This window comes from Maribellus mangrovi (assembly GCF_037646455.1).
GTDB classification, from domain to species: Bacteria; Bacteroidota; Bacteroidia; order Bacteroidales; family Prolixibacteraceae; genus Draconibacterium; species Draconibacterium mangrovi_A.
Window position 1 is genome coordinate 1185334 of the sequence record NZ_JBBIXN010000001.1, and the last position, 21706, is coordinate 1207039.

A 21706-nucleotide genomic window follows, 5' to 3' on the forward strand; every position below is an offset into this window, starting at 1 on the left:
TTTATTTTACATGTGATTTGTGGCGAACATCTTTTCCTTCAATCGAGTATATAGCCGCTTCAGCAATATTGGTGGCCTGATCAGCAATACGCTCGATGGTTGTTAGCATACTATTCAGGTTAATGAAACTGGTCATCAACTGTTTATCTTCATCGGTGTTCGTACTTTTTTTAATGGCCTTTTTCAACATTTTCCTGTTAAGCTCATCAATCACTGAATCATTTTTAATGGTCCAGATCGCATAGTCTTTGTCGTCGTTGGTATAAGCCAGTAGTGCTTTATTAACCATGTTCGAGCTTTGCACCAGCATGTTGGAAATCACCTCCGACAGTTCCTGATAAACTTTTGGTGTCTTTATCTTTTCAATTAAGTTATGAATGTTGACGACCATATCTCCAACACGCTCCAGACTGATCACAATGCGATAACATGCAAATATTTTGCGGATTTCGGAAGCTACCGGCTGATAAAGAGCAATGGTATTGATAATTTTATCGCTGATCTTCACTTCCAGTTTATCCAGTTTCTTTTCGTTGTCCATTATTTCCTTTGTCAGTGTTTTCGAAAAGGAAACTTCTCCTGAAGCAACAAAATTTTCCAACAGATCGAGTTGATGCAATACCTGATTTGCGAAATCTTCGAAATCGCTCATTATACTGTTTATGGCATCATCCTTTCTTAAAGTCATAATTTCTTAATTTAAGTGAAGTTAAAAATTTTAACCGAATTTACCTGTCAGGTATTCCTCTGTCCTTCTGTCTTTGGGATTGGTAAACATGTCTTTTGTCTTATCGTACTCTACCAATTCTCCAAGGTACATAAACATGGAGTAGTCAGAGATCCTTGCGGCCTGTGCCATGTTATGTGTAACCATCAGTATGGAGTAGTTCTCCTTCAATTTTACCAGCAGATCCTCGATTTTTGCAGTAGCAACAGGATCGAGGGCCGAGGTTGGCTCATCCAGCAATATCACTTCCGGATCGAATGCCAGCGCGCGAGCGATACACAATCGTTGTTGCTGCCCTCCTGAAAGGAATGTTCCTTTTTTATGCAGGTTGTCTTTTACCTCATCCCAAAGCGTTACGTCGCGTAATGAGCGTTCAACGATATCATCACGCTCCGATCGTTTCATTCGTATACCGTTTAATTTGTATCCGGCAACTACGTTATCGTAAATACTCATTGTCGGGAAAGGATTCGGACGCTGAAAGACCATCCCGGCCATTCGCCGAAGTTGAATAGTAGGCATGTGCGTAATGTCTTTCCCGTTCAAAATCAGCGACCCTTTTGTCTCGATGTTTTCATACAATTCGTGCATGCGGTTAATTGCACGCAACATTGTACTTTTCCCGCAGCCCGATGGTCCCATTATTGCTGTAACCGCGTTTCGTTTAATGTCGGCAGAAACGTCGTTTACCGCGAACTTCCCTTTCTCGTATGAAACCGAAAGGTTGCGAATGGAAAGAACCGGATCTTTTATTTTTACCGTATTTTCGTTCATTGTTATAATCTATTTTGTTCGGGCTGCTATCCTTTTTGAAAGTAGGTTCAGCCCCAGTACCATGGCCATTAACAAGAGCGAAGAACTCCAAATTAAATCCACCATATTCGGATCGTTATAGAATTCCCAAATAAGCAAAGGTACAGCACTCGTCGGCTTTGTAATATCGAAGTTGATTACGGAACTTCCCAATGCTGTCAGCATTAATGGTGCTGTCTCTCCCAAAATTCTTGAAATTCCCAGTAATATACCGGTTAGCAGACCACTAAATCCCGTTGGGATAAGTACCCTCAGTAAAACCTTGTAATAAGGTACTCCCAATGCCAGAGCTGCTTCTTTTATACTTTGCGGAATCATTTTTAATGTTTCTTCAGTCGAGCGAACAATCATAGGTAACATCATAATCGCAAGAGAAACACTTCCGGCCAGTGCCGAAAATCCGCTGGTAATGGGTTTTACTACCCAGATGTAGGCAATCAAACCCAGCACGATGGATGGAACTCCCTGTAAAATATCAGAAATATTTCGGGTAAGGCTCGCCATAAATTTATCCGGATTCTCGTACAAATAAATCCCGGTAATTACTCCAACAGGAATTGCTATTGCAGATGCAAGCCCAACCATTAAAAGCGTACCCGTGATTCCATTTGCAATCCCTCCGGGAATAAGCTCCCCGTTGCTTACGGCAGTCATGGCCTGAAATGTATCGGGCGGAGTTTTAATAATAAAATCAAGGCTGATTTGTCGAATCCCCTTTTCAATGAGTTTATAAATGATCAGAACAATGGGGGAAATTGTGACCACCGATAACACGATGACCAGAATTTTGAAAAGCCTGTCCTTTAAATTTCTTCTTTCAAGGTTCTTTGTCGAAAGTTTTCCAAGCGTCTCCATTTCCTACTCCATTTTTTTGATGATGAATTTACCCAGGCTATTAATCAGGCCGGTAATAAGAAACAGCAGCAAACCAACAGCAATCAACGAACTTAATTTCAGTCCGTCAGCTTCTCCGAATTGATTGGCAATAACAGATGCCATTGTGTTTCCCGTTCCGAATAAACTTTCCGGTATCCGGTTGGCATTTCCTATAAGCATGGTAACTGCCATGGTTTCGCCAAGTGCCCGGCCAAACGACAGGATATATCCGGCAACAATTCCTGATCTTGCCGATGGAACTATCACGCTAAAAATCACTTCCGTTCGGGTCGCTCCCAAAGAGTAAGCTGCTTCCTTCAATTCACCGGGAACCATAGTAATAATCTCGGTACTGAGTGACGTGGCATAAGGAATGATCATGATGGCAAGAATAATACTTGCCGTAAAAATTCCAAATCCCTGGTTGGGTAGACCTAAAGAAATCAGTAACGGGCGGAGTACATAAAACCCCCATAATCCGTAAACGATCGAAGGAATACCGGCAAGCAGGTCGACCATCGTACCCAGTATTTTTGCAAGGCGTGTACCATGAAAGTATTCCCCGAGAAAAAGTGAGGCTGAAAATGACAGTGGTAAACTAATTAAAATGGCAACAACGGAAGTAAGTATCGTTCCTGCAATAAATGGCAAAGCGCCATAGTTCTCCTGCCCCTTCGTTGGATTCCAGTCATTTGTCCAGATAAACTTTATCCCAAAAGATTTGATGGCCGGAATTGCACCTTCTGCCAGCGAGAAAATCATTCCTCCTGCAATCAACAAAATCACAAAGGAAGAAGCAAAAAGAACGGCTTTAGTTATTTTTTCACTGTTCATTAAATCAGCTAATAGAGGAGAAAAAAATGTACATGGAAAACTTATTCCCACGTACATTTATTTGTCATATCGTATTATTTCAATAAAGCAGTTCCGTCGTAAGTCACCGAACGCAAAATCGTTTTTGCTTTTGCGGCTGCTGATGCAGGGAGTGGCGCGTAATGAACTTTTTCAGCCTGACCCTGAGCTTCGTCACTCATCAACCAATCAAGAAAAGTTACTGTTGCAAGTGCCTGCTCTTTTGAACGTCCATCATAGTTCTGCTCTTTATACAAGATAATCCAGGTAAATCCACTGATCGGATATGCTTCCGGATCGGACGAGTTGGTGAGCATAACACGAGTATCTGCAGGAATCTCGGCATTGGCAGCCGCACTAACCGACGCAATCGATGGCAAAATGTAATTGCCGGCACTGTTTTGCACCTTGGCAGTTTGAATTTTTTGAGCGAATGCGTATTCAGAACCGATGTAACCAATGGCTCCCTCGGTTTGTTTGATGGTACCGGCTACACCCGGGTTACCTTTTGCTCCCATTCCTACGGGCCACTGCAACGACTTTCCTTTTCCAACATTATCAGCCCAGTTAGCACTTATTTTACTCATGAAATCGCTAAAAATGTAGGTTGTTCCGCTGCCATCTGAACGGTGAATGAAAGTAATTTCCATGTCCGGTAAGTTCAACTCCGGATTATTTGCTTTTAAAGCAGGATCGTTCCAACGGGTAATTTTACCCATAAAGATTTTCTCCAATAACTCGTCAGAAAGTTTAAGACCATCGACACCTGGAAGATTGTAAGCAATAACAACAGCTCCAAGAACTGTTGGGATGTGTACAACTTCGGCTGGCATTTCAGCAAGCTTTGCATCATCGAGATAAGCATCGGTGGCTCCAAAATCAACCACTTTATCGCTTAAGCTGCGAATACCTCCGCCTGATCCGATTCCACCATATGTAAGAAGTGTTCCGGTTTCGGATGTGTACTGCTTGAAAACAAGGTTATAGTATGGCATTGGGAAAGTAGCTCCCGCTGCTGTTAGCGTTACATTACTGCTGCTTGCCGATTTTTCACCTGAATTCTTTTTCGATGAATTTGAGCAAGCTCCTAAGAACAATAAGACTATAATTAAAACAAATAAGTTTTTCATTTTATAAAATTTAAAGGTTAAAATTTCAATTCGAGATTTAGATAAGCGTACGTAGTAGCCGGAATCGACTCATCGGCAGGATTCCAATACCTCACGTTTGGTGCAAATTTCACACCTTTTACAGCATTAAACTCAAGGCCTGCCATTAATAACTGGCCATCTTTATTTAATTGCCACGGATCAGATTCTCCTTCCAGTGCTTTCGATTTCAGGTCGTCAAACCTTCCGAACAATTTAAATTTATCGGCAGCCTGATATGTTGCATAAAAAGAGGTACCGTAAATATCTTGTCCTTCAACCCGATTATGATTTTTCTGGTAGTTATACTCGCCACCTACGGTTAACTTTTCACCGGAATAAGCAAGAAATGTTGCAAGCGACTGCTGTTTTACGTCCTTGCCGTAAGTATCGACATAAACCCGGCCAACAACATTATCAACCGGTTTTACAGTAACTCCAAGCCCGGGACGAACAAATTCATCTGCCTGAATCAATTTATATCCTTCCCCGTTGATAAGAGAGAAATCAGCACTTACAAAATCGGCAAACTTGTAATCTAAGTTAAACCCTATATCAGCGCTGGCATTAAATTTATAGGCATCCTGGTACGATTTTTCGATATACCGCAGCCCCCATGTTTTTTCCGACACTTTGAACTGAGTAGTTGAAATCATCCCAAAAGAAGCCTTGAAGTTGCTCTTTTTGTACTGAATATAGGCATTCTTGAGATAAGCGGTCATTTGCAAACCTCCAACCTTTGGATCACCAACATCCAATACTAATTTCGCATACCATTCTTTACTGAAGTTGTATTCGTACCCCAAATAGGCTCTCGTGATTTCAAAAGACTTTGTTGACTCACCGTCTGAGAAACTTGTATTAAAGTTTGTGAAAATCAATGCGAGTGGTTTTCCATTTGGTTTGAATTCTTCCGGTTTTTCCTGACTAAATCCTGCTGTAATGATTGTTGTCATCACTAACAACAGCAAATACATTTTTTTCATTTTAACTTAAGATTGAATTTTAATATTTCGAGGGCAAAAGTGGTGGAAGGTAATTACAGCGCAGTTACAAAATTGTTACAAAACGATTAAATTTCAACTTAAATCATCCCTAACATCTTGTTCGTCAACAACAAAGATTTCGTAATAATTTTGTAACAACAAAAAAAAGCCCAGCCAAAAATGGCTGGGCTTTGAATACTATTCTATTAAGCTCCTATTTAATCTGTCGTGTGAACTGAATAAAGTCGCGTTGTGCTTTTACCAGGTTCACGGTGTGCAACAGCAGGTACTCGATTTCGGAAATGACTTTAAAGAAAAGTTGAGAATTACGCGTGTTTACCTGCTTGGTCTTGATTCGTTTAATCTGGTTCTTCTCCATCTTTTTCAATACTTCAATCAGGTCGTCGCGCTCCTTAACAATATTATCCAGATCGTCGTAGTTTTCTTCCTTAATGGTATGCAGAATAAAATTGTAAAGCGAATCAATTTGTGAAGTGAGTTCATTCAACATGTCGATTTGCTCCTTAACAAACGGTTTGTGGTTGTTCTCGACATGCTTGATCAGTGGCTCGAGCATGAAGTGCACGGCGTGTGCCATTTCGCGCTGGTGCTCGATCATCTGCACATAGAAATGGCTGGTTTCAAGCGTTCCGCCGGCAATTTTATTTATGGTGGTATACACCTTCTCTTTATTTCGTTTTGCCTTCTTATTGAAATTACGGCAGGCTTCCTGCGCTTTCTTCAGGGCCGCACGGTCTTCCTTCACAAATCCTTCAATTCCCATAGCCAGCACCTGGTTGCTCGATACAATCGCTTTCAGCACCTGTTTCGAGCTTTTTTCAATGATCTGCTCATTGGCATCTTCCGCAACAATATCTTCTTCTTCTTCAGCGGCCTTGCTAGCAGCGCGTTTTTTAAAGAACAATTGCGTGCGAATAACCATAATAATAGCGATGGCGACGAAAATAAAGATCATAAAACTGCCACTAACCGAAATCAGCAATGCGATAACGGCCGAAACCGAAAAGGCGATCAGTGCGGTCAGGAACCAGCCACCAACTACAGAGAACACACCCGAGATACGGTAAACTGCCGATTCGCGATCCCATGCCCGGTCGGCCAGGGAGGTACCCATGGCCACCATAAATGTGACATAAGTGGTTGATAAAGGCAGTTTAAGAGAAGTACCAATGGCAATTAATATACTGGCCACTACCAGATTTACAGCAGCTCTTACTTTGTCGAAAGCAGGGCCGTCGGTTTCGTCTTCGCTGACGTATGAATGTGGCTCGAACCTCGACTGCACAAGACGGGTTACCCCACCGGGCATCACCTGCACCAGTTTTTTATTAAAACGGGTTGTAGAACGCACCAGCACGCGGGCAGCCATCGACGAATCGAAACGCTCAGACTCACCTTCGTATTGACGCGAAAGATCGACAGTAGTAGCGACTACCGACCTTGCTTTTCGCGACATGATAAGGGTGATGATCATGACAAGTCCGGCGATAAGCAGCATGTAAGTAGGTGTTCCCACTTTACCGGCCAGCATTTCCATAGTAAATGAATCGGGTGCGGCACTGCCTGCGGCTACCCAGGCTTTAAACGAATTGTACCCGGCCAGCGGTACCCCGATAAAGTTTACAAGGTCGTTGCCTGCAAAGGCCATGGCCAGGGCAAATGTACCGGCCAAAACAACCACTTTCAATATTTTTATTTTGAATATCCAACGTAATAACTGAATGAGTATCGTCCAGAATATGAAACTGTACAACATGATCAACCAGGTATTGTGTTTAAAAAAGTCTTGTAAAGTTCCGCCGTCAGCAAGTTGAATATCAGCAAACGACGAACCCTTGAGACCTTTGATCAACATAAAATACGTAATTGCTGTAATGGCCAATCCTCCAAAAATAGCTCCCACATATTTCATGGGCTGCCGGTATTTAAACGTAAACACCATTCGGGTAAGGTATTGTACAATTGCACCGACCGAGAAGGCGATAAACACCGAAATAAGTATCCCGGAGATAATTGCAAGTGCTTTCCCGGAATTGATGTACTGTGCCAGTTCCATAACGATCGAACCGCCGGCAGTTTTAATTTTTACCGCCGAAACTGCCACTGCTGATCCGAGCAACTCGAAAACGATGGAAACCGTTGTTGAGGTTGGCATTCCAAAGGTGTTGAACATGTCGAGCAGAATAACGTCGGTGATCATTACAGCCAGAAAGATGACCATGATCTCGGAGAAATAGAACATCTCGGGATGAAATATTCCCTTTCGAGCTACTTCCATCATTCCGTTCGAGAAAGTGGCGCCGACCAGCACCCCCATACTGGCCATCAGAAAAATCACCCATTTTGGGGCGGCCTTTGAACCGATAGCAGAGTTTAAAAAATTTACAGCATCGTTGCTTACACCCACAATAAGGTCGGAAATTGCCAATGCGAAAAGCACGACAACTAAAATCAAATAAAAGTTATCCATTTATGCAGAGTTTAATGTCATTGAAAAGGTACAATACTGTTCTTTCAATTCGGTTTAGTGTCTTTAACTTGAGTCTTTAAAATTAACCACTTCCGAATATCTACAAAATCATTCTTCAATTTATTACACGAATTTATTTTCGGTAGGCTAAAGTCTTATCGAAAATCCTTCGCTCGTCTGTTTTATACTGTAAACACCACACTTTAAAGAAGGTGCCCCCGAAAGTGGGTCGGCAAATATAAATGCTCTCGGGGAATACCCACATTCACCAAATATTAAAAAAACATTAAGTAACCGTGAATTTTCTGTTAATCAGGAAGTTTCGTAAATTTTATACATTTGCCCAGCTTAATTTAGAACAACAATAACAGTATAATCTTAATCGATTTCAAGTGACTTTACTTCAAATGAAAACATATTCTTCAAAATTTCTGGCGTCTGTCGTAGCCGCTACACTAACGATTTTGGCATTGGCAATGATGCTTCTGGTAAAATACTACGGTCACTACTTTCTGGTAATTGTGATCCCGACGGTCCTGTTCTTCGGAGCCGCTTTTTTCAGCATTTCCTTTATCATCCGAAAATACATTATCGACCGTATCAAACCCATTTACAATACCATTCGTGATTTGCCGGTGAGTGGCAACAAAATGGATAAGATTGAACTGGATCCCAACAACCTGCTGCTGGGTGTAAAATACGAAGTTGAAGAATGGGCAAAAACCCAGCTGAAAGAGATTGAACGTTTGAAAGAACTGGAGCGCTACCGTAAAGATTTTGTGGGTAATGTATCGCACGAATTGAAAACCCCGATATTCAATATCCAGGGCTATGTATTGACTTTGCTCGAGGGTGGTTTGGATGATCCGAAAATCAATAAACTCTACCTGAAACGTACCGAAAAAAGTATCGACAGGATGGTATCGATTGTTGAAGACCTGGAATCGATCACAAAACTGGAATCGGGAGAACTGAAACTTAATATGGCCCGATTCGACATTGTGAAAACTGCTGAAGAGGTAATTGAAATGGAGCAGTGGCAGGCCAATGAGAGTAAAATCAGCGTGCAGGTGGTCAATAAACCCGAAAAACCGATTTACGTACTGGCCGATAAAAAACGAATCCTTGAAGTACTTACTAACCTGGTAGGAAACGGCATTAAATACGGCAAGAAAAAGGGAAATGTGAACATCTCGTTTCACGATTTGGAAGACAATATTATTGTTGAAGTCAGCGACGACGGTATTGGAATCGGGAAAAAAGACCTGCCCCGCGTATTCGAACGTTTCTTCCGTGTAGATAAATCGCGATCGCGGGAACAGGGCGGTACAGGACTGGGTTTATCGATCGTAAAACACATCATCGAGGCGCACAACCAATCGATTAATGTTCGAAGCCTCGTTGATAAGGGAACGACATTTAATTTTACACTTGAAAAAGCCAAATAATCACCTAACTTTGTGTTTATCTTAACTGTATTGAAAAGTTAATGGTTTCTTAATAGTTGTTACCTAACTTTGCCACCTTAATTGAGTAGTTATGAGCGAAAATCAGTTTAAAGTTTTATTAGTTGACGATGAATTGGATATCCTGGAATTTTTGAGCTACAACCTCGAAAAAGAAGGGTACAAAGTATATACCGCCAAAAATGGTGTTGAAGCCATTAAGATTGCCGAAAAGCAGACACCTCACCTTATTATCCTGGATGTTATGATGCCTGAAATGGATGGTATCGCTGCCTGCGAAGAGCTGCGTAAAATACCGTCGCTCAGCAGCACAGTTATTGCTTTTCTGACAGCGCGGGGAGAAGATTACTCGCAAATTGCAGGATTTGAAGCCGGTGCCGACGACTACATCACCAAACCGGTTCGTCCGAAGGTGCTTATCAGCCGGGTAAAAGCCTTACTGAAACGTACAGGTGAAGCCACGCAAACAGCTGCCGAGGTGGTCGATTCGAACATCATTAGCATAGGAAACCTGATGATCGATAAGGAACGTTACCTCATCCGTATTGGCGATAATGAAATGATCCTTCCGCGAAAAGAGTTTGAACTGTTATCGTTGCTGGTATCAAAACCAGGCAAGGTATTTACCCGTGAAGAAATTTATTTTTCGGTTTGGGGAGAGAATGTAGTAGTTGGCGATCGTACCATCGACGTGCATATTCGTAAACTCCGTGAAAAAATCGGCAACAACCACATCAAAACCTTAAAAGGAATCGGTTATAAATTTGTGGAGTAGCCTCTTGCTATTTGATTTGAATTATTCGAAATGATATACGCCCTGTCCATCCGGATGGGGCTTTTTATATATCCGTTAATTAGCCTGAAACCAGATCGTCATTATTAAATAAATTGTCCCGAAGGTACTAAATATGATTAACCACCGGTAAAACCGGTGGCAGATAAATAACAGGAATCTCAGCCCTGAAAGGGTTGAACCAACTCCGTTATTTTAAAAAGTAACGCTCGTCAATATTAATTTGGTGTTCTTCCAGCAGTCTTCTGTACTCTGTTTCAAAAGATTCTGTTTTATGATGTTGCTGCTGATTTTTAATATAATTAATCAGCTTGTCTTTATCCCAATATGAATAACTCAAAGCGGCATATCCGTCTGCCCATCCAACAAAGTCTGGGAAATAATCGGAAGTTTTTAACCAAATAGATGATGCAGTTTTAATGTCTCTGACAAAGTCTGCCAAGGCAATGCTGGGGTGAAGATCTGTTAAAATATGCAGATGATCCTCCATGCCGTTGATCCTGAATAAATGGCAATTTTTATTTTTAATTATTCCCCAAATATATTTAAAGAGCATTTCGTTGTGCTCAAGTACTAAAGTTTTTTGACTGTGTTTGGTACGGAAAATAAGTTGATAAAGAATTTGTCGATAGCTGGACATAGTGATTGTTTAGTTAACGAATAAGGCTTACTAATTTAGTTTGTTTGTTGGGATTGTACTAATTCTTCACAGTATTTATTCACCCCTTTCAGGGCTGGATCACACAAGTCGAGTTCTACCGTGCGTTTTACGCACGGTTATTCACATTTAGTCCTTTCAGGACAAAATTCATTCCCTTGAAATTATACAAACAAAATATATTCAGATTGATCGAATTACACAAAATATACAATCACATAAAGGATGGAGAAACCCAGAACATAGCCGGCAATCACTTCCCAGATGCTGTGTTTTTTCAACGCAAGACGCGCTGTTCCGACCAGTCCCGATACCAGCACAACGATAAGTATTGAATAGATGGGATTTAATCCCTTTCGAAAAGAAAGCGCAAAAAATACACCGGCCAGCGCACCCAAAGCAGCCATGTGATTACTGATCTTCCATTTAAAAGAAATGATAAGAAGCGCTACCAGCACCAGAACACTTGCCAGCATAAACAATTTAAACACCGGAAAAATATTCATCTTTCCCAAAAGGATGAAACCCAGGTAGTAAAATATAGCTGATGCCAGCAATGGAATTACCCGGTCGGTACTTTTCGACATGCTGATATCGAAGCGTGGATTGATGGCCAGGATAGACACCATCAGCAAAGGCAAAATACAGGTTGTGAAGAATACCACCAGCAAAACAAAACGCTTGGCCTCCCATGATAACATCGAAAAATAAAATCCTGAGTGGAGCAACAATAAGATCCCGAGTGTGGGTAACAAAACAGGATGAAAAACAATGGAAATAATTTTGGCTAAACGTTCCTGCATATCAGAGTTCTTTTCGTAGCCGGGCAACCGGAATATCGAGTTGCTCGCGGTATTTTGCCACGGTTCGGCGGGCAATGTTGTAGGATTTTTGTTTTAATATGGTGGCCAGTTTCTCGTCGGTAAGCGGTTTGCGTTTGTCTTCGTTCTCGATACATTCTGTCAGTATCTTCTTGATCTCGCGGGTCGAAACCTCCTCGCCGTCGTCTTTTTGCAAACCTTCAGAGAAGAAATATTTCAGTGGATAAATGCCAAAATGTGTCTGTATGTATTTGCTGTTCGACACCCTTGAAATGGTAGAAATATCGAGGTTGGTACGCTCGGCTATATCCTTCAGGATCATCGGCTTCAACTTGGTTTCGTCGCCTTCCTGGAAAAACTCTTTCTGAAAACTGATGATCTCCGACATGGTGAGCAATAAAGTCGTCTGCCGCTGGAGAATGGCATCGATAAACCACTTGGCCGAATCAAGCTTCTGTTTGACAAAAAGCAGGGCTTCCTTATCATTCTTTTTGGCCTTTTGGTTTTCGCTCATCGTCTTTAACATTTCCTGGTAGGCATCGTTCACCTTTAACTCAGGCACGTTTCTCTGGTTAAGCGAAAGACTCAGTTCTCCATCAACACTTTCAAGCAAAAAGTCGGGGACAATATGCTGATTCGATTTATTTAGCGGATTGCTGTAAGAGCTACCCGGTTTGGGATTTAATTTTAATACCTGTTGAATACCTGCCTTGAGTTCCGCCTCCGAAATTTCCAGTTTGGTTCGAATTTTCTCGTAATGCTTCTTGGTGAATTCGGTGAAATAATCCTTAACAATGGTTTTTGCCAAATCGTATTCAGGACCTTCCTTCCGATCAAGCTGCAACATGAGGCTCTCCCTCAGATCACGCGCTCCAACTCCCGGCGGATCAAAGTCCTGAATAACATTCAGGATCTTTTCAAGCTCCTCTTCCGGAACATCCATGTTCATGTTGAACGCCAGATCATCGCTGATCGACATTAAATCACGACGCAAATATCCGTCGTCATCAATATTACCAAGAATGTATTCGGCCAGCTGACGTTGACGCTCATCCAAATCAGAAAGACTGAGTTGTTCCGTTAAAAATTCATTAAACGAAGTTCCTACTGAAAATGGAACATCCTCGTATTTATCGTCCTTCGAATAATTGCTGGTGTTTAATTTATAGGTTGGAATCTCCTCATCCTCATAATAATCCTCCATCGAAAACTCTTCGTTATCGACATCGCGATTTTCATTATCATCGGAAAAATCGGACTGATCATCCACTACCGGGCTGTCGGATTCGAGTTCAAGAACCGGATTCTCCTCCAGTTCTTTTTTGATCCGCTGTTCGAGTTGCATCGTTGGGATCTCCAAAAGCTTGATCACCTGTATTTGCTGAGGCGACAGCTTTTGTAAAAGCTTCTGCTGTAATGTTAGTCTCTGCTCCATTTCCCAATGCTTAATTGCGTAAATTTAATATTTTTTCGGAGCAAAGCTTCTAAACTTTCTTAGAACTCGGCATTTTTTGGAGTCCTTGGGAACGCAATTACATCGCGTATATTTCCCATGCCCGTGACAAAGAGGATGAAACGTTCGAAACCGAGTCCGAAACCACTGTGAACAACCGAACCAAAACGTCGGGTATCGAGGTACCACCACATTTCCTCCGACGGAATATCCATTTCTTTCATCCGGGTTTCCAGTTTTACGAGGTCTTCTTCACGCTGCGACCCGCCTATAATTTCGCCGATCTGCGGGAAAAGCACATCCATTGCACGAACCGTTTTACCATCGTCGTTCTGTTTCATGTAGAACGCTTTAATTTCTTTTGGATAATCGGTGAGGATCACCGGACATTTGAAATGTTTCTCAACCAGGTAACGTTCGTGTTCACTTTGCAGGTCCACGCCCCAATCTACCGGGAACTGGAATTTCTTCTTTTTATATGGTTTTGAGTTTTTTAGAATATCGATGGCCTCGGTGTACGAAATGCGGATGAAATCGTTGTTCAGAACAAACTCAAGTTTCTCGATCAGGTTCATCGAACGCTGATCCTGTGGTTTGTTCTTTTCTTCCTGCTCCAAACGCTGAGCAAGGAATTTAAGATCATCCATACAGTTGTCAAGCGCATATTGAATACACGATTTCAGGAATTCCTCGGCCAGATCCATATTGTCTTTCAGGTCGTAAAAAGCCATTTCCGGTTCAATCATCCAGAATTCGGCCAGGTGACGGGTGGTGTTCGAGTTTTCGGCACGGAATGTAGGCCCAAAGGTATAAATCTCGCCCAGTGCCAAAGCACCAAGTTCGCCTTCTAACTGACCTGAAACAGTGAGATTAGTGGCACGGCCAAAAAAGTCCTGAGCATAATCAATTTCCCCGTCTTCAGTTAATGGCGGATTTTTAGGATCGAGTGTTGATACCCGGAACATTTGTCCGGCGCCTTCGGCATCGCTGGCCGTTACAATTGGAGTATGCAGGTAATTAAATCCTTTTTCGTTAAAATATTTGTGAATGGCAAAAGCCATGGCATGACGAATGCGGAATACCGCTCCAAAAGTATTGGTACGGAAACGCAGGTGCGCATTTTCGCGCAGAAACTCAAGCGAGTGTTTTTTAGGCTGTATAGGAAATTTATCAGGATCGGCTTTCCCCAGTAGATCGATCTTTTTTGCGGTCAGTTCAATGTTCTGTCCGCTTCCTGCCGATTCGGCCAACTCGCCGGTAACAGCTATTGCTGCACCGGTATTGATGTCGCGTAGAAGCGCTTCATCAAAACTTTCCACTTCAACTACAACCTGAAGATTATTTATAGTAGAGCCGTCATTCAAGGCAATAAAATTCACATTTTTACTACCGCGTTTTGTTCGTACCCATCCTTTGGCAACTGCTTCGCTGCCTGCTTTTCCACTTGTCAAAATTTCTTTAATCTTCAAACGTGTCATGATCTTTCTACTTTCTTAAATCTGTATGTTATTCTGTAATCCCGAAGAAGCAATTAACTCTCCGTTGTAAATAAAGCATACAAATTTATAGTTTATTGGCAATTATCTGACGCCCTTCTTCATTTTCGACCAATTTTTAATACTGAAATGAAATACGCCTTAAAATGTAATTCGCGACCGAGTAATTAAATCAGATAAACCCATTTTAATTGCGATCGTATAAAGCCATAGTTTAATCAACTCCTTTAAAAAATTATGTCACAAAAAAATGTGAGCTAACGCAAGTTTTTGAATTCGGCTGTGTCAAACTTATGTTGAAAATTTTAAACAGATGAAAATAACAGGTGAAATTAAGATTAGCGATAATGGTTTTGTTTTTAACTCGAGAACGGGCGATTCTTTTAATCTGAATCCTTTTGGCCTCGAACTCATGAAATACATTGAAGCAGAAAACGATTTTGATCAGATTAAAGCGCAGATTCTGGAAAAGTACGACATCGACGACTTGTCGTTTGAAAAGGATTTTTATGATTTCTGTGCTTTGCTGAAACATCATCAAATCATTTCACAGGACAATCCGCTCGATTTTAAATAGCAGCCATGAACAAACAGAAAATCACACTTGCCGTAACCGGATTAAACAACACCGACAATCCGGGTCCCGGGGTACCTTTTATTCGTGGCATTAATGAATCGGAAAAATTTAATGCCCGCATAATTGGCCTGGTTTACGAAAACCTGGAACCGGGAATTTACATGGAAGATTTGTGCGATCGTATTTTTCAAATCCCCTATCCCTCATCCGGTTCGGATGAATTGATAGAACGCATTGAAAATATTCACCAACAAGAACAAATCGATGTTCTGATTCCTAACCTGGATGCCGAGCTTTTCTCATTTATGAAAAATGAAGAACGATTGCGCAGCCAGGGCATACACACTTTCCTGCCCAACTTGAAACAGTTTCGGGAACGCGAAAAAGACAAACTTCAGGAGTTTGGCAAGAAATACGAAATCAAGGTGCCGGGAAGCATCAACATGGGTAGCCTGGGACAGATCAGCGATCTGGAGGATAAATTTGATTACCCGGTGATGGTAAAAGGCCAGTTCTACGATGCATATGTAGCCGACAACAAAGAACAGGTAAAACAGGCTTTTCATAAAATCGCATCGAAGTGGGGTTTCCCGGTAATTGCACAGGAATTTGTGAAAGGAACCGAGGTAAACGTAATTGCGCTGGGCGACGGCAAGGGAAATACCATTGCCGCAGTTCCCATGCGAAAACAGTACATCACCGATAAAGGAAAAGCCTGGGGCGGCATTACGCTCGCCGACGAGAAGATGATGGAACTTACCCGTTCGATTATCTCAAAAACCAAATGGAAAGGTGGAATGGAACTCGAGTTAATAAAAACCAATGGAGGCGAATATTACCTCATCGAGATTAATCCGCGCATTCCGGCCTGGGTTTACCTGGCAGTTGGTGCCGGCCAAAACATACCGGAAGCACTTGTAAAACTGGCCCTCGGAATGGACGTACTACCCATGACTGAATATAAAATCGGAAAAATGTTCGTCCGCTATTCGTACGACGCCATAGTTGACCTCGAGAAATTTGCGGCCATTTCAATGAATAAGGAAATATAACACTCAGAAATCATGACAAAATTAGCATACGAAAAACCTGTAATCAGTAAAATAACCGCCGGCGTTCCCAATAAATTTGGGTTGCCTACCAGGCAAAAGATCATTCCCGAAATCGACGGAATTCCTGTTGAAAAAATCATGGAAGAATACGGCTCGCCGGTATTCGTTCTTTCAGAAAAAACAATACGAAATACCATTGCTGAAGCGAAACAGGCCTTTGAAACCCGTTATCCGAAAGTTCAGTTTGCGTGGTCGTATAAAACCAATTACCTCGACGCAGTTTGCAGCATCTTCCACGACGAAGGTGCCTGGGCTGAGGTAGTTTCGGCATTTGAATTTGAGAAAGCTCTATCACTGGGTGTGAACGGTTCCAATATTCTTTTTAACGGACCCGAAAAATCGGAAGAAGACCTTAAACTGGCCATCGAACACAATGCCTGTATCCATATCGATCATTTTGACGAGCTGTATTTGCTGATAAAAGTTACCCGCGAACTGGACAAAAAAGCACGGGTGGCCATTCGCATCAACCTCGATGCAGGAATTTATCCCATTTGGGACCGTTTTGGGTTTAACTATGAAAACGGAGAGGCCTGGAATGCCATCAACCGTATTATGCTCGCCGAAAAACTTGATTTGATTGGCTTGCACACGCACATTGGCACTTACATCATGTCGGCAAATGCCTATGCCGTTGCAGCATCTAAACTGGCAAACCTTTACATGGCAACGCACCGAAAGTTCGATCACTGGTTGAAGTACATCGATTTGGGCGGAGGTTTTGCATCGAAAAATACGCTAAAAGGAGCTTACATGCCGGGCTCGGAAACCTGTCCTTCGTTTGATGAATATGCCGAAGCCATTTCAAACGCGTTGATCTCCTCAGAAATACCGCACGAAAATCTTCCGGTGCTGTTTTTGGAAACCGGCCGCGCACTGATCGACGATGCCGGATATTTGCTGACAACTGTTTTGGCCAACAAACGATCGACTCAGGGGCGGAGAACTATGGTAATCGATGCCGGAGTAAACCTGCTTTTTACCTCCTTTTGGTACAACCTGGGAATTTTTCCAACACGGCAATTATCAAATCACCTGGAAGAAAGCACGATTTACGGACCGCTTTGCATGAACATCGATGTGATCCGCGACGCCATTAACTTTCCGCAGGTAAAAACAGGAGAGAAACTGGTCATCGAGCGGGTCGGCGCATACAATATGACTCAATGGATGCAATTCATCACATTCCGACCCAACGTGGTGATGATCGATCTGGATGGGAAAATGCACATTGTGCGTAAAAAGGAAAACCTGGATTCCCTTCAAAGCTTCGAACAAAATCCGAAAAGATAAATGATCGCCTTGCCTTCCATAAACAAAAAAGATATTGTCCAGTCTGTACTAAATAGTTACTCGCAGGTATTTTTCTCGACCTCAAATTTACTGGCAGTGCTACTAATCATCATTAGTTTTTTTGATTACGGGGCCGGTATCGGAGGGCTTTTATCTGTGCTGATAGCCAACCTGCTGGCCTGGGGATTGGGTTATAACAAATACTTGATCAGCTCCGGACTTTACGGGTACAACGCACTATTGGTCGGCTTGGGAGTTGGGCTTTTTTATCAGCCTTCCGTTGAAGTTTATGTGCTGATCATTATTGCTGCGGTTCTGACCTTTTTCATTACCATCGTTTTTCAGGGCGTACTGGGTAAATACGGATTGCCCTATTTAAGTATACCCTTCCTTTTTGGAATCTGGATCGTGGCCTTGTCTGGAGGCGATCTGTCGGCACTGAATATCAGTGAACGCGGTATTTTTACATACAACGAACTGTATGCTTTGGGCGGACAAAATTTTGTGGACTTTTACGACTTCCTGGAAAAACACATATCCAATTCCTTTGTCAGGATCTATTTTCACTCGCTGGGAGCAATTTTCTTCCAAACGCATTTGTTGGCGGGTATTATCATTGCTATCGGATTGCTGATCTATTCTCGAATTACTTTCGTACTTTCCATCCTTGGATTTTCGGTGGCCTTCCTTTTTTACCAGCTGGTAGGCATCGAATTCAGTTCGCTGGGCTACACCTTTATTGGCTTTAATTATGTACTTACTGCCATAGCACTCGGCGGCTACTACCTCGTTCCGGGGCGTATAAGTTTTGGCTGGATCGTACTGATGTTGCCGGCAGTAGTTTTGATCACCACCAGTACACAACAGATATTTATTTTGCTAAAAATTTCGGCTTATTCACTACCTTTTAACATTGTTGTTTTAATGTTTTTGTACGCACTAAAACTGCGTGAAAAACGACCGCGAAAACTTTTGGAAACTCCGGTACAGTTAGGCAAACCCGAAAAAAATCTTTACCTGTATTCGGGCAACTTAAAACGATTTCCTGCCGCTTACCCGGTATCGGCTACTTTGCCGTTTTTAGGCGAATGGACCGTCAGCCAGGGACACAGTGGAGAACACACCCACAAAGGTGCCTGGCGACATGCCTGGGATTTTGTGATCACTGATAGAAAAGGGGAACAGTACAAAGGTTCAGGCGATTTTCATGAAGACTATTTCTGCTTTGGAAAGGCGGTACTCGCTCCTTTTAACGGTACAGTGGTTGAAGCTGTAAACCACACCGAAGATAACATCATCGGAGATGTAAACACCAAAGAAAACTGGGGAAATACAGTCATTATCAAACACAACGATTACCTGTATGCCAAACTCAGTCACTTGAAATACCTCTCCCTGGAAGTTAAAGCAGGCGACCAGGTAAAAAAGGGTCAACTGCTGGGCCGATGCGGAAATTCAGGGCGGTCGCCTTATCCGCATTTACACTTTCAGTTTCAGCTTACACCTTATATCGGCTCGGTAACACTCGATTATCCTTTTGGCAATTATCTGCTGAAAGAAAATAGAGGTTATGCACAAAAGAATTTCGAGTTCCCAAAGAAAGAAGACATCGTTGTCAATCCGGCTAAGAATGAGTTGCTTTCAAAAGCGCTGCACTTTATTCCGGGTCAGCGAATGCAGATTCATGTGGAAGTTGATTCTCCCAAAGATAGGTGGCGAAAAATGGCCGGCGATTTTTCGTGGCTGGTACAGACTGATTTATATAACAACACCTTTATTAAATGCGAAAAAGACACGGGATTGGCTTATCTGCACAATAATGACGAGCTTCATTATTTTACCAACTTTACGGGCACCAAATATTCGCCGCTATTCTGGTTTTTTGTGGCATTGTTCAAAGTTCCTATAGGCTTTTTACCCAACAGCAGAATCAACGACTCCATCCCAATTAACCTGATGTTTTCAGGAGTCCTGAAATTCTTGCAGGATTTTGTGGCACCCATTTATCTCTTCCTGAACATCGATTATCTGCTGGTGATGAAAGATGCCGGCGACATTCTTTCGTCGGGCGATGTGGAGATGAAGGCTGAAATCAACAAAAAGATTCTCGGAAAAACTGTAAATACTTACGAAATGGGCATCAAAATCTCGCAGGAAAATGTAGTTCAGGTTTCAGTGAATTTTAACGAAGCAAAGATCAACATAACATGTCAAAACGAATTGGAATAACGATAATATTTATAGCCATTTTTTCTGTGTTGAATGCACAGCAAAAATGGAATTACGCCGAAGTGGACAAAAAGTCGTACGAGCTTTTTCAGCAAAAGAAGTGGAAAGAATTGATTGCTTTTAACGATCAGGCCTGTGAAAAAGGCATCGAATATTTCAATCTTCAGGCGCGCACCGGGATTTCTTATTACAATCTCGGAAAATACCGGAAAGCCAGCACCTGGTTTTTCAAGGCCTGGGAAAACGACGAGAACCTGGAATGGCTGCAAGAATACCTTTACTATAGCCTTTTGTATTCCGGAAGGTACGCTGAAGCAAGTAAGCTGGCCGTGAATTTCACGCCTCAGCTAAAACAAAAAATCGATTTTCAGAAAATGAAACCGCTCCGGATGGCCCTTGAAGGAGGCTATAGTTGGAATCCCGATATCGATCAGCTTTTAAACAGCGAACTGGATGTTGAGGCGGAAGTTGGTTCGGATTACGGCGAAGCTTTCTTTTTTAAAAATTATCATTTTGAATCGCTAGACCACAGTCACCAGATTGCCCCAGGTGTGATCCTGAATCACAATTTCACCCACATCGGCGTTAACCGAACGGAGCAACTTTTCTGGGGTTCGCGCAACAATTTCCCAATTGACATCAGTCAAAACCAGTATTTTCTGAATCCGTTGTTTACGCTCGGTAAATGGTATGTTTCTCCTTCAGCAAACGTTATTTGGGGCAAGTCGGATTTGGTGCTGGGGAACTACGATCCAAATACTTTTTATAATTCCAGCTTTAAATTTTCCGATCTTATATTCACTGCTTCCACCTGGACAAACCGGGGTAATTTTTCGCCGGGAGCAGAAATCAATATCGCCAACATAGCCGACGAAGGACTTACTCAGGCATCGCTTTGGCTAACCTGGTATCCGCTGTCAAACAGCAATCTTTATTTCACGCCGCGCATTTATTTCAAAAGCGATAATGAAAACAGTTTTGGCTACAACACTTTTGGATTCTCTGGTGGATTTCAGTTGGGGCAGTTCCATTTTTACGGCAACTACCTGAACGGCGAGATGAAAAACTTTATCGAGTCTGGAGGTTATGTAATAGCCAACTTCCCCGGCCGTTCAACACGAAAATACATGGGAAGCATTTATTTCCCTTTTGCGAAAAGGTACCAGTTCGTGGTGCGCTACCTCAACCAGGATGTGTTCGAAAAATATCGGGTTTACCGAAATACCGCCCTCGACAATGAAATAGAATACAGTTATATAAAACATACAATTACAGCAGGAATATCATGGACATTTTAAGGAATAAACTACTTGCCTTGCTCCTTTTTGCGGCAACGGCAACAAGCGTTTTTGCACAGTCAAATCAGGAGGCACTGGAAAATGCTTTCGGTAAAAGTTATGAATTTGAGAAAGGCGGTGATTTTTCAGCCGCCATGGATCCACTAAAAAAGGTATACGATGAATCGTCGTATGAGATCAACCTGCGTTTGGGCTGGCTCAACTACAACGCCGGCCTTTTTGATGAATCAATCATTTTCTACAATAAAGCACAAAAACTGAAGCCCTATTCAGAAGAAGCCCGTTTTGGACTGATACTGCCCAAAGCAGCGCTGGGACGCTGGGACGAAGTGATAGACCTGTATGATAAAATACTCGAAATCAACCCGAACAATACGGTAGCGATTTACCGGCTCGGGCTGGTTTACTACGGACGAAAAGATTACGACAAAGCCTATCCGCTGTTCAAAAAGGTGGTCGATCTCTATCCATTTGGTTACGATGGATTGCTGATGCTGGGCTGGACTTCGTATTTTCTGGGTAACTACAACCAGGCGAAGGTGCTGTTCAACAAAGTAAAACTTTATAATCCTAACGATGCTTCGGCAAACGAGGGACTCAATCTCATCCAATAAAAT

19 protein-coding genes are annotated in these 21706 nt (G+C 42.3%); 8 read left to right on the plus strand and 11 right to left on the minus strand.

Going from position 1 to position 21706, the window contains the following annotated elements; genetic code table 11:
• Position 1: 1 nt before the first annotated feature.
• The 7 genes from WFY05_RS04375 to WFY05_RS04405 all read right to left on the minus strand — a co-directional run bounded on the left by WFY05_RS04375 (position 2) and on the right by WFY05_RS04405 (position 7893).
• Positions 2–688, minus strand: a complete 687-nt coding sequence (locus WFY05_RS04375; RefSeq protein WP_340111509.1) for a phosphate signaling complex PhoU family protein — start codon at positions 686–688, stop codon at positions 2–4.
• A gap of 30 nt (positions 689–718) precedes the next feature.
• Positions 719–1501, minus strand: a complete 783-nt coding sequence (pstB, locus tag WFY05_RS04380; RefSeq protein WP_340111510.1) for a phosphate ABC transporter ATP-binding protein PstB — start codon at positions 1499–1501, stop codon at positions 719–721.
• Positions 1502–1510: 9 nt separating this feature from the next.
• On the minus strand, positions 1511–2395 hold the full coding sequence (gene pstA, locus WFY05_RS04385) for a phosphate ABC transporter permease PstA (protein WP_340111511.1): 885 nt from the start codon (positions 2393–2395) through the stop codon (positions 1511–1513).
• A gap of 3 nt (positions 2396–2398) precedes the next feature.
• Positions 2399–3250, minus strand: a complete 852-nt coding sequence (gene pstC, locus WFY05_RS04390) for a phosphate ABC transporter permease subunit PstC (protein WP_340111512.1) — start codon at positions 3248–3250, stop codon at positions 2399–2401.
• A gap of 74 nt (positions 3251–3324) precedes the next feature.
• Positions 3325–4398 (minus strand): phosphate ABC transporter substrate-binding protein PstS, encoded by a 1074-nt coding sequence (pstS, locus tag WFY05_RS04395; protein ID WP_340111513.1) that lies wholly within the window; start codon positions 4396–4398, stop codon positions 3325–3327.
• Between the two features lie 17 nt (positions 4399–4415).
• Positions 4416–5402 (minus strand): hypothetical protein, encoded by a 987-nt coding sequence (locus WFY05_RS04400; RefSeq protein WP_340111514.1) that lies wholly within the window; start codon positions 5400–5402, stop codon positions 4416–4418.
• A gap of 214 nt (positions 5403–5616) precedes the next feature.
• Positions 5617–7893 carry an inorganic phosphate transporter gene (locus WFY05_RS04405; protein ID WP_340111515.1) on the minus strand — a complete coding sequence of 759 codons (2277 nt, stop codon included), beginning with the start codon at positions 7891–7893 and terminating at the stop codon, positions 5617–5619.
• Between the two features lie 407 nt (positions 7894–8300).
• On the opposite strand from WFY05_RS04405, the gene WFY05_RS04410 reads away from it, so the two are divergent.
• Both WFY05_RS04410 and WFY05_RS04415 read left to right on the plus strand, forming a co-directional pair.
• Entirely contained in the window at positions 8301–9341 is a 1041-nt protein-coding gene (locus WFY05_RS04410; protein ID WP_340111516.1) for a sensor histidine kinase, read from the plus strand.
• 91 nt (positions 9342–9432) lie between these two features.
• Positions 9433–10134, plus strand: coding sequence for a response regulator transcription factor (locus WFY05_RS04415; protein ID WP_340111517.1), 702 nt, complete (start codon positions 9433–9435; stop codon positions 10132–10134).
• 208 nt (positions 10135–10342) lie between these two features.
• Here the strand turns inward: WFY05_RS04415 and tnpA are convergent, their stop codons facing one another.
• From tnpA to asnS, 4 genes are all read right to left on the minus strand, one after another.
• Complete coding sequence (tnpA, locus tag WFY05_RS04420) at positions 10343–10792, minus strand: IS200/IS605 family transposase (RefSeq protein ID WP_340111518.1); 450 nt, start codon at positions 10790–10792, stop codon at positions 10343–10345.
• A 215-nt stretch (positions 10793–11007) separates the two neighbouring features.
• Positions 11008–11613, minus strand: a complete 606-nt coding sequence (locus tag WFY05_RS04425; protein WP_340111519.1) for a phosphatase PAP2 family protein — start codon at positions 11611–11613, stop codon at positions 11008–11010.
• 1 nt (position 11614) lies between these two features.
• Complete coding sequence (gene rpoN / locus WFY05_RS04430) at positions 11615–13066, minus strand: RNA polymerase factor sigma-54 (protein ID WP_340111520.1); 1452 nt, start codon at positions 13064–13066, stop codon at positions 11615–11617.
• 59 nt (positions 13067–13125) lie between these two features.
• Entirely contained in the window at positions 13126–14562 is a 1437-nt protein-coding gene (asnS, locus tag WFY05_RS04435; protein WP_340111521.1) for an asparagine--tRNA ligase, read from the minus strand.
• A gap of 331 nt (positions 14563–14893) precedes the next feature.
• Here asnS and WFY05_RS04440 point away from each other — a divergent pair, with 331 nt between their 5' ends.
• From WFY05_RS04440 to WFY05_RS04465, 6 genes are read left to right on the plus strand one after another with little or no spacing between them, the layout of a single operon-like run.
• Positions 14894–15157 (plus strand): PqqD family protein, encoded by a 264-nt coding sequence (locus WFY05_RS04440; RefSeq protein WP_340111522.1) that lies wholly within the window; start codon positions 14894–14896, stop codon positions 15155–15157.
• A 5-nt stretch (positions 15158–15162) separates the two neighbouring features.
• Complete coding sequence (locus WFY05_RS04445) at positions 15163–16209, plus strand: ATP-grasp domain-containing protein (protein ID WP_340111523.1); 1047 nt, start codon at positions 15163–15165, stop codon at positions 16207–16209.
• Between the two features lie 12 nt (positions 16210–16221).
• Entirely contained in the window at positions 16222–17562 is a 1341-nt protein-coding gene (locus tag WFY05_RS04450; protein ID WP_340111524.1) for an alanine racemase, read from the plus strand.
• A complete protein-coding gene (locus WFY05_RS04455; protein WP_340111525.1) occupies positions 17563–19791 on the plus strand; it encodes an urea transporter in 2229 nt (742 codons plus the stop codon).
• On the plus strand, positions 19770–21089 hold the full coding sequence (locus WFY05_RS04460) for a tetratricopeptide repeat protein (protein ID WP_340111526.1): 1320 nt from the start codon (positions 19770–19772) through the stop codon (positions 21087–21089). Before WFY05_RS04455 ends, WFY05_RS04460 begins: the two co-directional genes overlap by 22 nt.
• Positions 21077–21703 (plus strand): tetratricopeptide repeat protein, encoded by a 627-nt coding sequence (locus WFY05_RS04465; protein WP_340111527.1) that lies wholly within the window; start codon positions 21077–21079, stop codon positions 21701–21703. Before WFY05_RS04460 ends, WFY05_RS04465 begins: the two co-directional genes overlap by 13 nt.
• Positions 21704–21706 lie beyond the last annotated feature (3 nt).

Bases quoted from the DNA above. Each gene is read 5' to 3' on its own strand.
- WFY05_RS04410 (WP_340111516.1), top strand. From the start codon at position 8,301: ATGAAAACATATTCTTCAAAATTTCTGGCGTCTGTCGTAGCCGCTACA.
- WFY05_RS04440 (WP_340111522.1), top strand. From the start codon at position 14,894: ATGAAAATAACAGGTGAAATTAAGATTAGCGATAATGGTTTTGTTTTT.
- asnS (WP_340111521.1), bottom strand. From the start codon at position 14,562: ATGACACGTTTGAAGATTAAAGAAATTTTGACAAGTGGAAAAGCAGGC.
- WFY05_RS04375 (WP_340111509.1), bottom strand. From the start codon at position 688: ATGACTTTAAGAAAGGATGATGCCATAAACAGTATAATGAGCGATTTC.
- pstA (WP_340111511.1), bottom strand. From the start codon at position 2,395: ATGGAGACGCTTGGAAAACTTTCGACAAAGAACCTTGAAAGAAGAAAT.
- WFY05_RS04400 (WP_340111514.1), bottom strand. From the start codon at position 5,402: ATGAAAAAAATGTATTTGCTGTTGTTAGTGATGACAACAATCATTACA.
- WFY05_RS04425 (WP_340111519.1), bottom strand. From the start codon at position 11,613: ATGCAGGAACGTTTAGCCAAAATTATTTCCATTGTTTTTCATCCTGTT.
- tnpA (WP_340111518.1), bottom strand. From the start codon at position 10,792: ATGTCCAGCTATCGACAAATTCTTTATCAACTTATTTTCCGTACCAAA.
- pstC (WP_340111512.1), bottom strand. From the start codon at position 3,250: ATGAACAGTGAAAAAATAACTAAAGCCGTTCTTTTTGCTTCTTCCTTT.
- WFY05_RS04450 (WP_340111524.1), top strand. From the start codon at position 16,222: ATGACAAAATTAGCATACGAAAAACCTGTAATCAGTAAAATAACCGCC.
- WFY05_RS04455 (WP_340111525.1), top strand. From the start codon at position 17,563: ATGATCGCCTTGCCTTCCATAAACAAAAAAGATATTGTCCAGTCTGTA.
- WFY05_RS04445 (WP_340111523.1), top strand. From the start codon at position 15,163: ATGAACAAACAGAAAATCACACTTGCCGTAACCGGATTAAACAACACC.
- pstS (WP_340111513.1), bottom strand. From the start codon at position 4,398: ATGAAAAACTTATTTGTTTTAATTATAGTCTTATTGTTCTTAGGAGCT.
- WFY05_RS04465 (WP_340111527.1), top strand. From the start codon at position 21,077: ATGGACATTTTAAGGAATAAACTACTTGCCTTGCTCCTTTTTGCGGCA.
- pstB (WP_340111510.1), bottom strand. From the start codon at position 1,501: ATGAACGAAAATACGGTAAAAATAAAAGATCCGGTTCTTTCCATTCGC.
- WFY05_RS04415 (WP_340111517.1), top strand. From the start codon at position 9,433: ATGAGCGAAAATCAGTTTAAAGTTTTATTAGTTGACGATGAATTGGAT.
- WFY05_RS04460 (WP_340111526.1), top strand. From the start codon at position 19,770: ATGTCAAAACGAATTGGAATAACGATAATATTTATAGCCATTTTTTCT.
- rpoN (WP_340111520.1), bottom strand. From the start codon at position 13,066: ATGGAGCAGAGACTAACATTACAGCAGAAGCTTTTACAAAAGCTGTCG.
- WFY05_RS04405 (WP_340111515.1), bottom strand. From the start codon at position 7,893: ATGGATAACTTTTATTTGATTTTAGTTGTCGTGCTTTTCGCATTGGCA.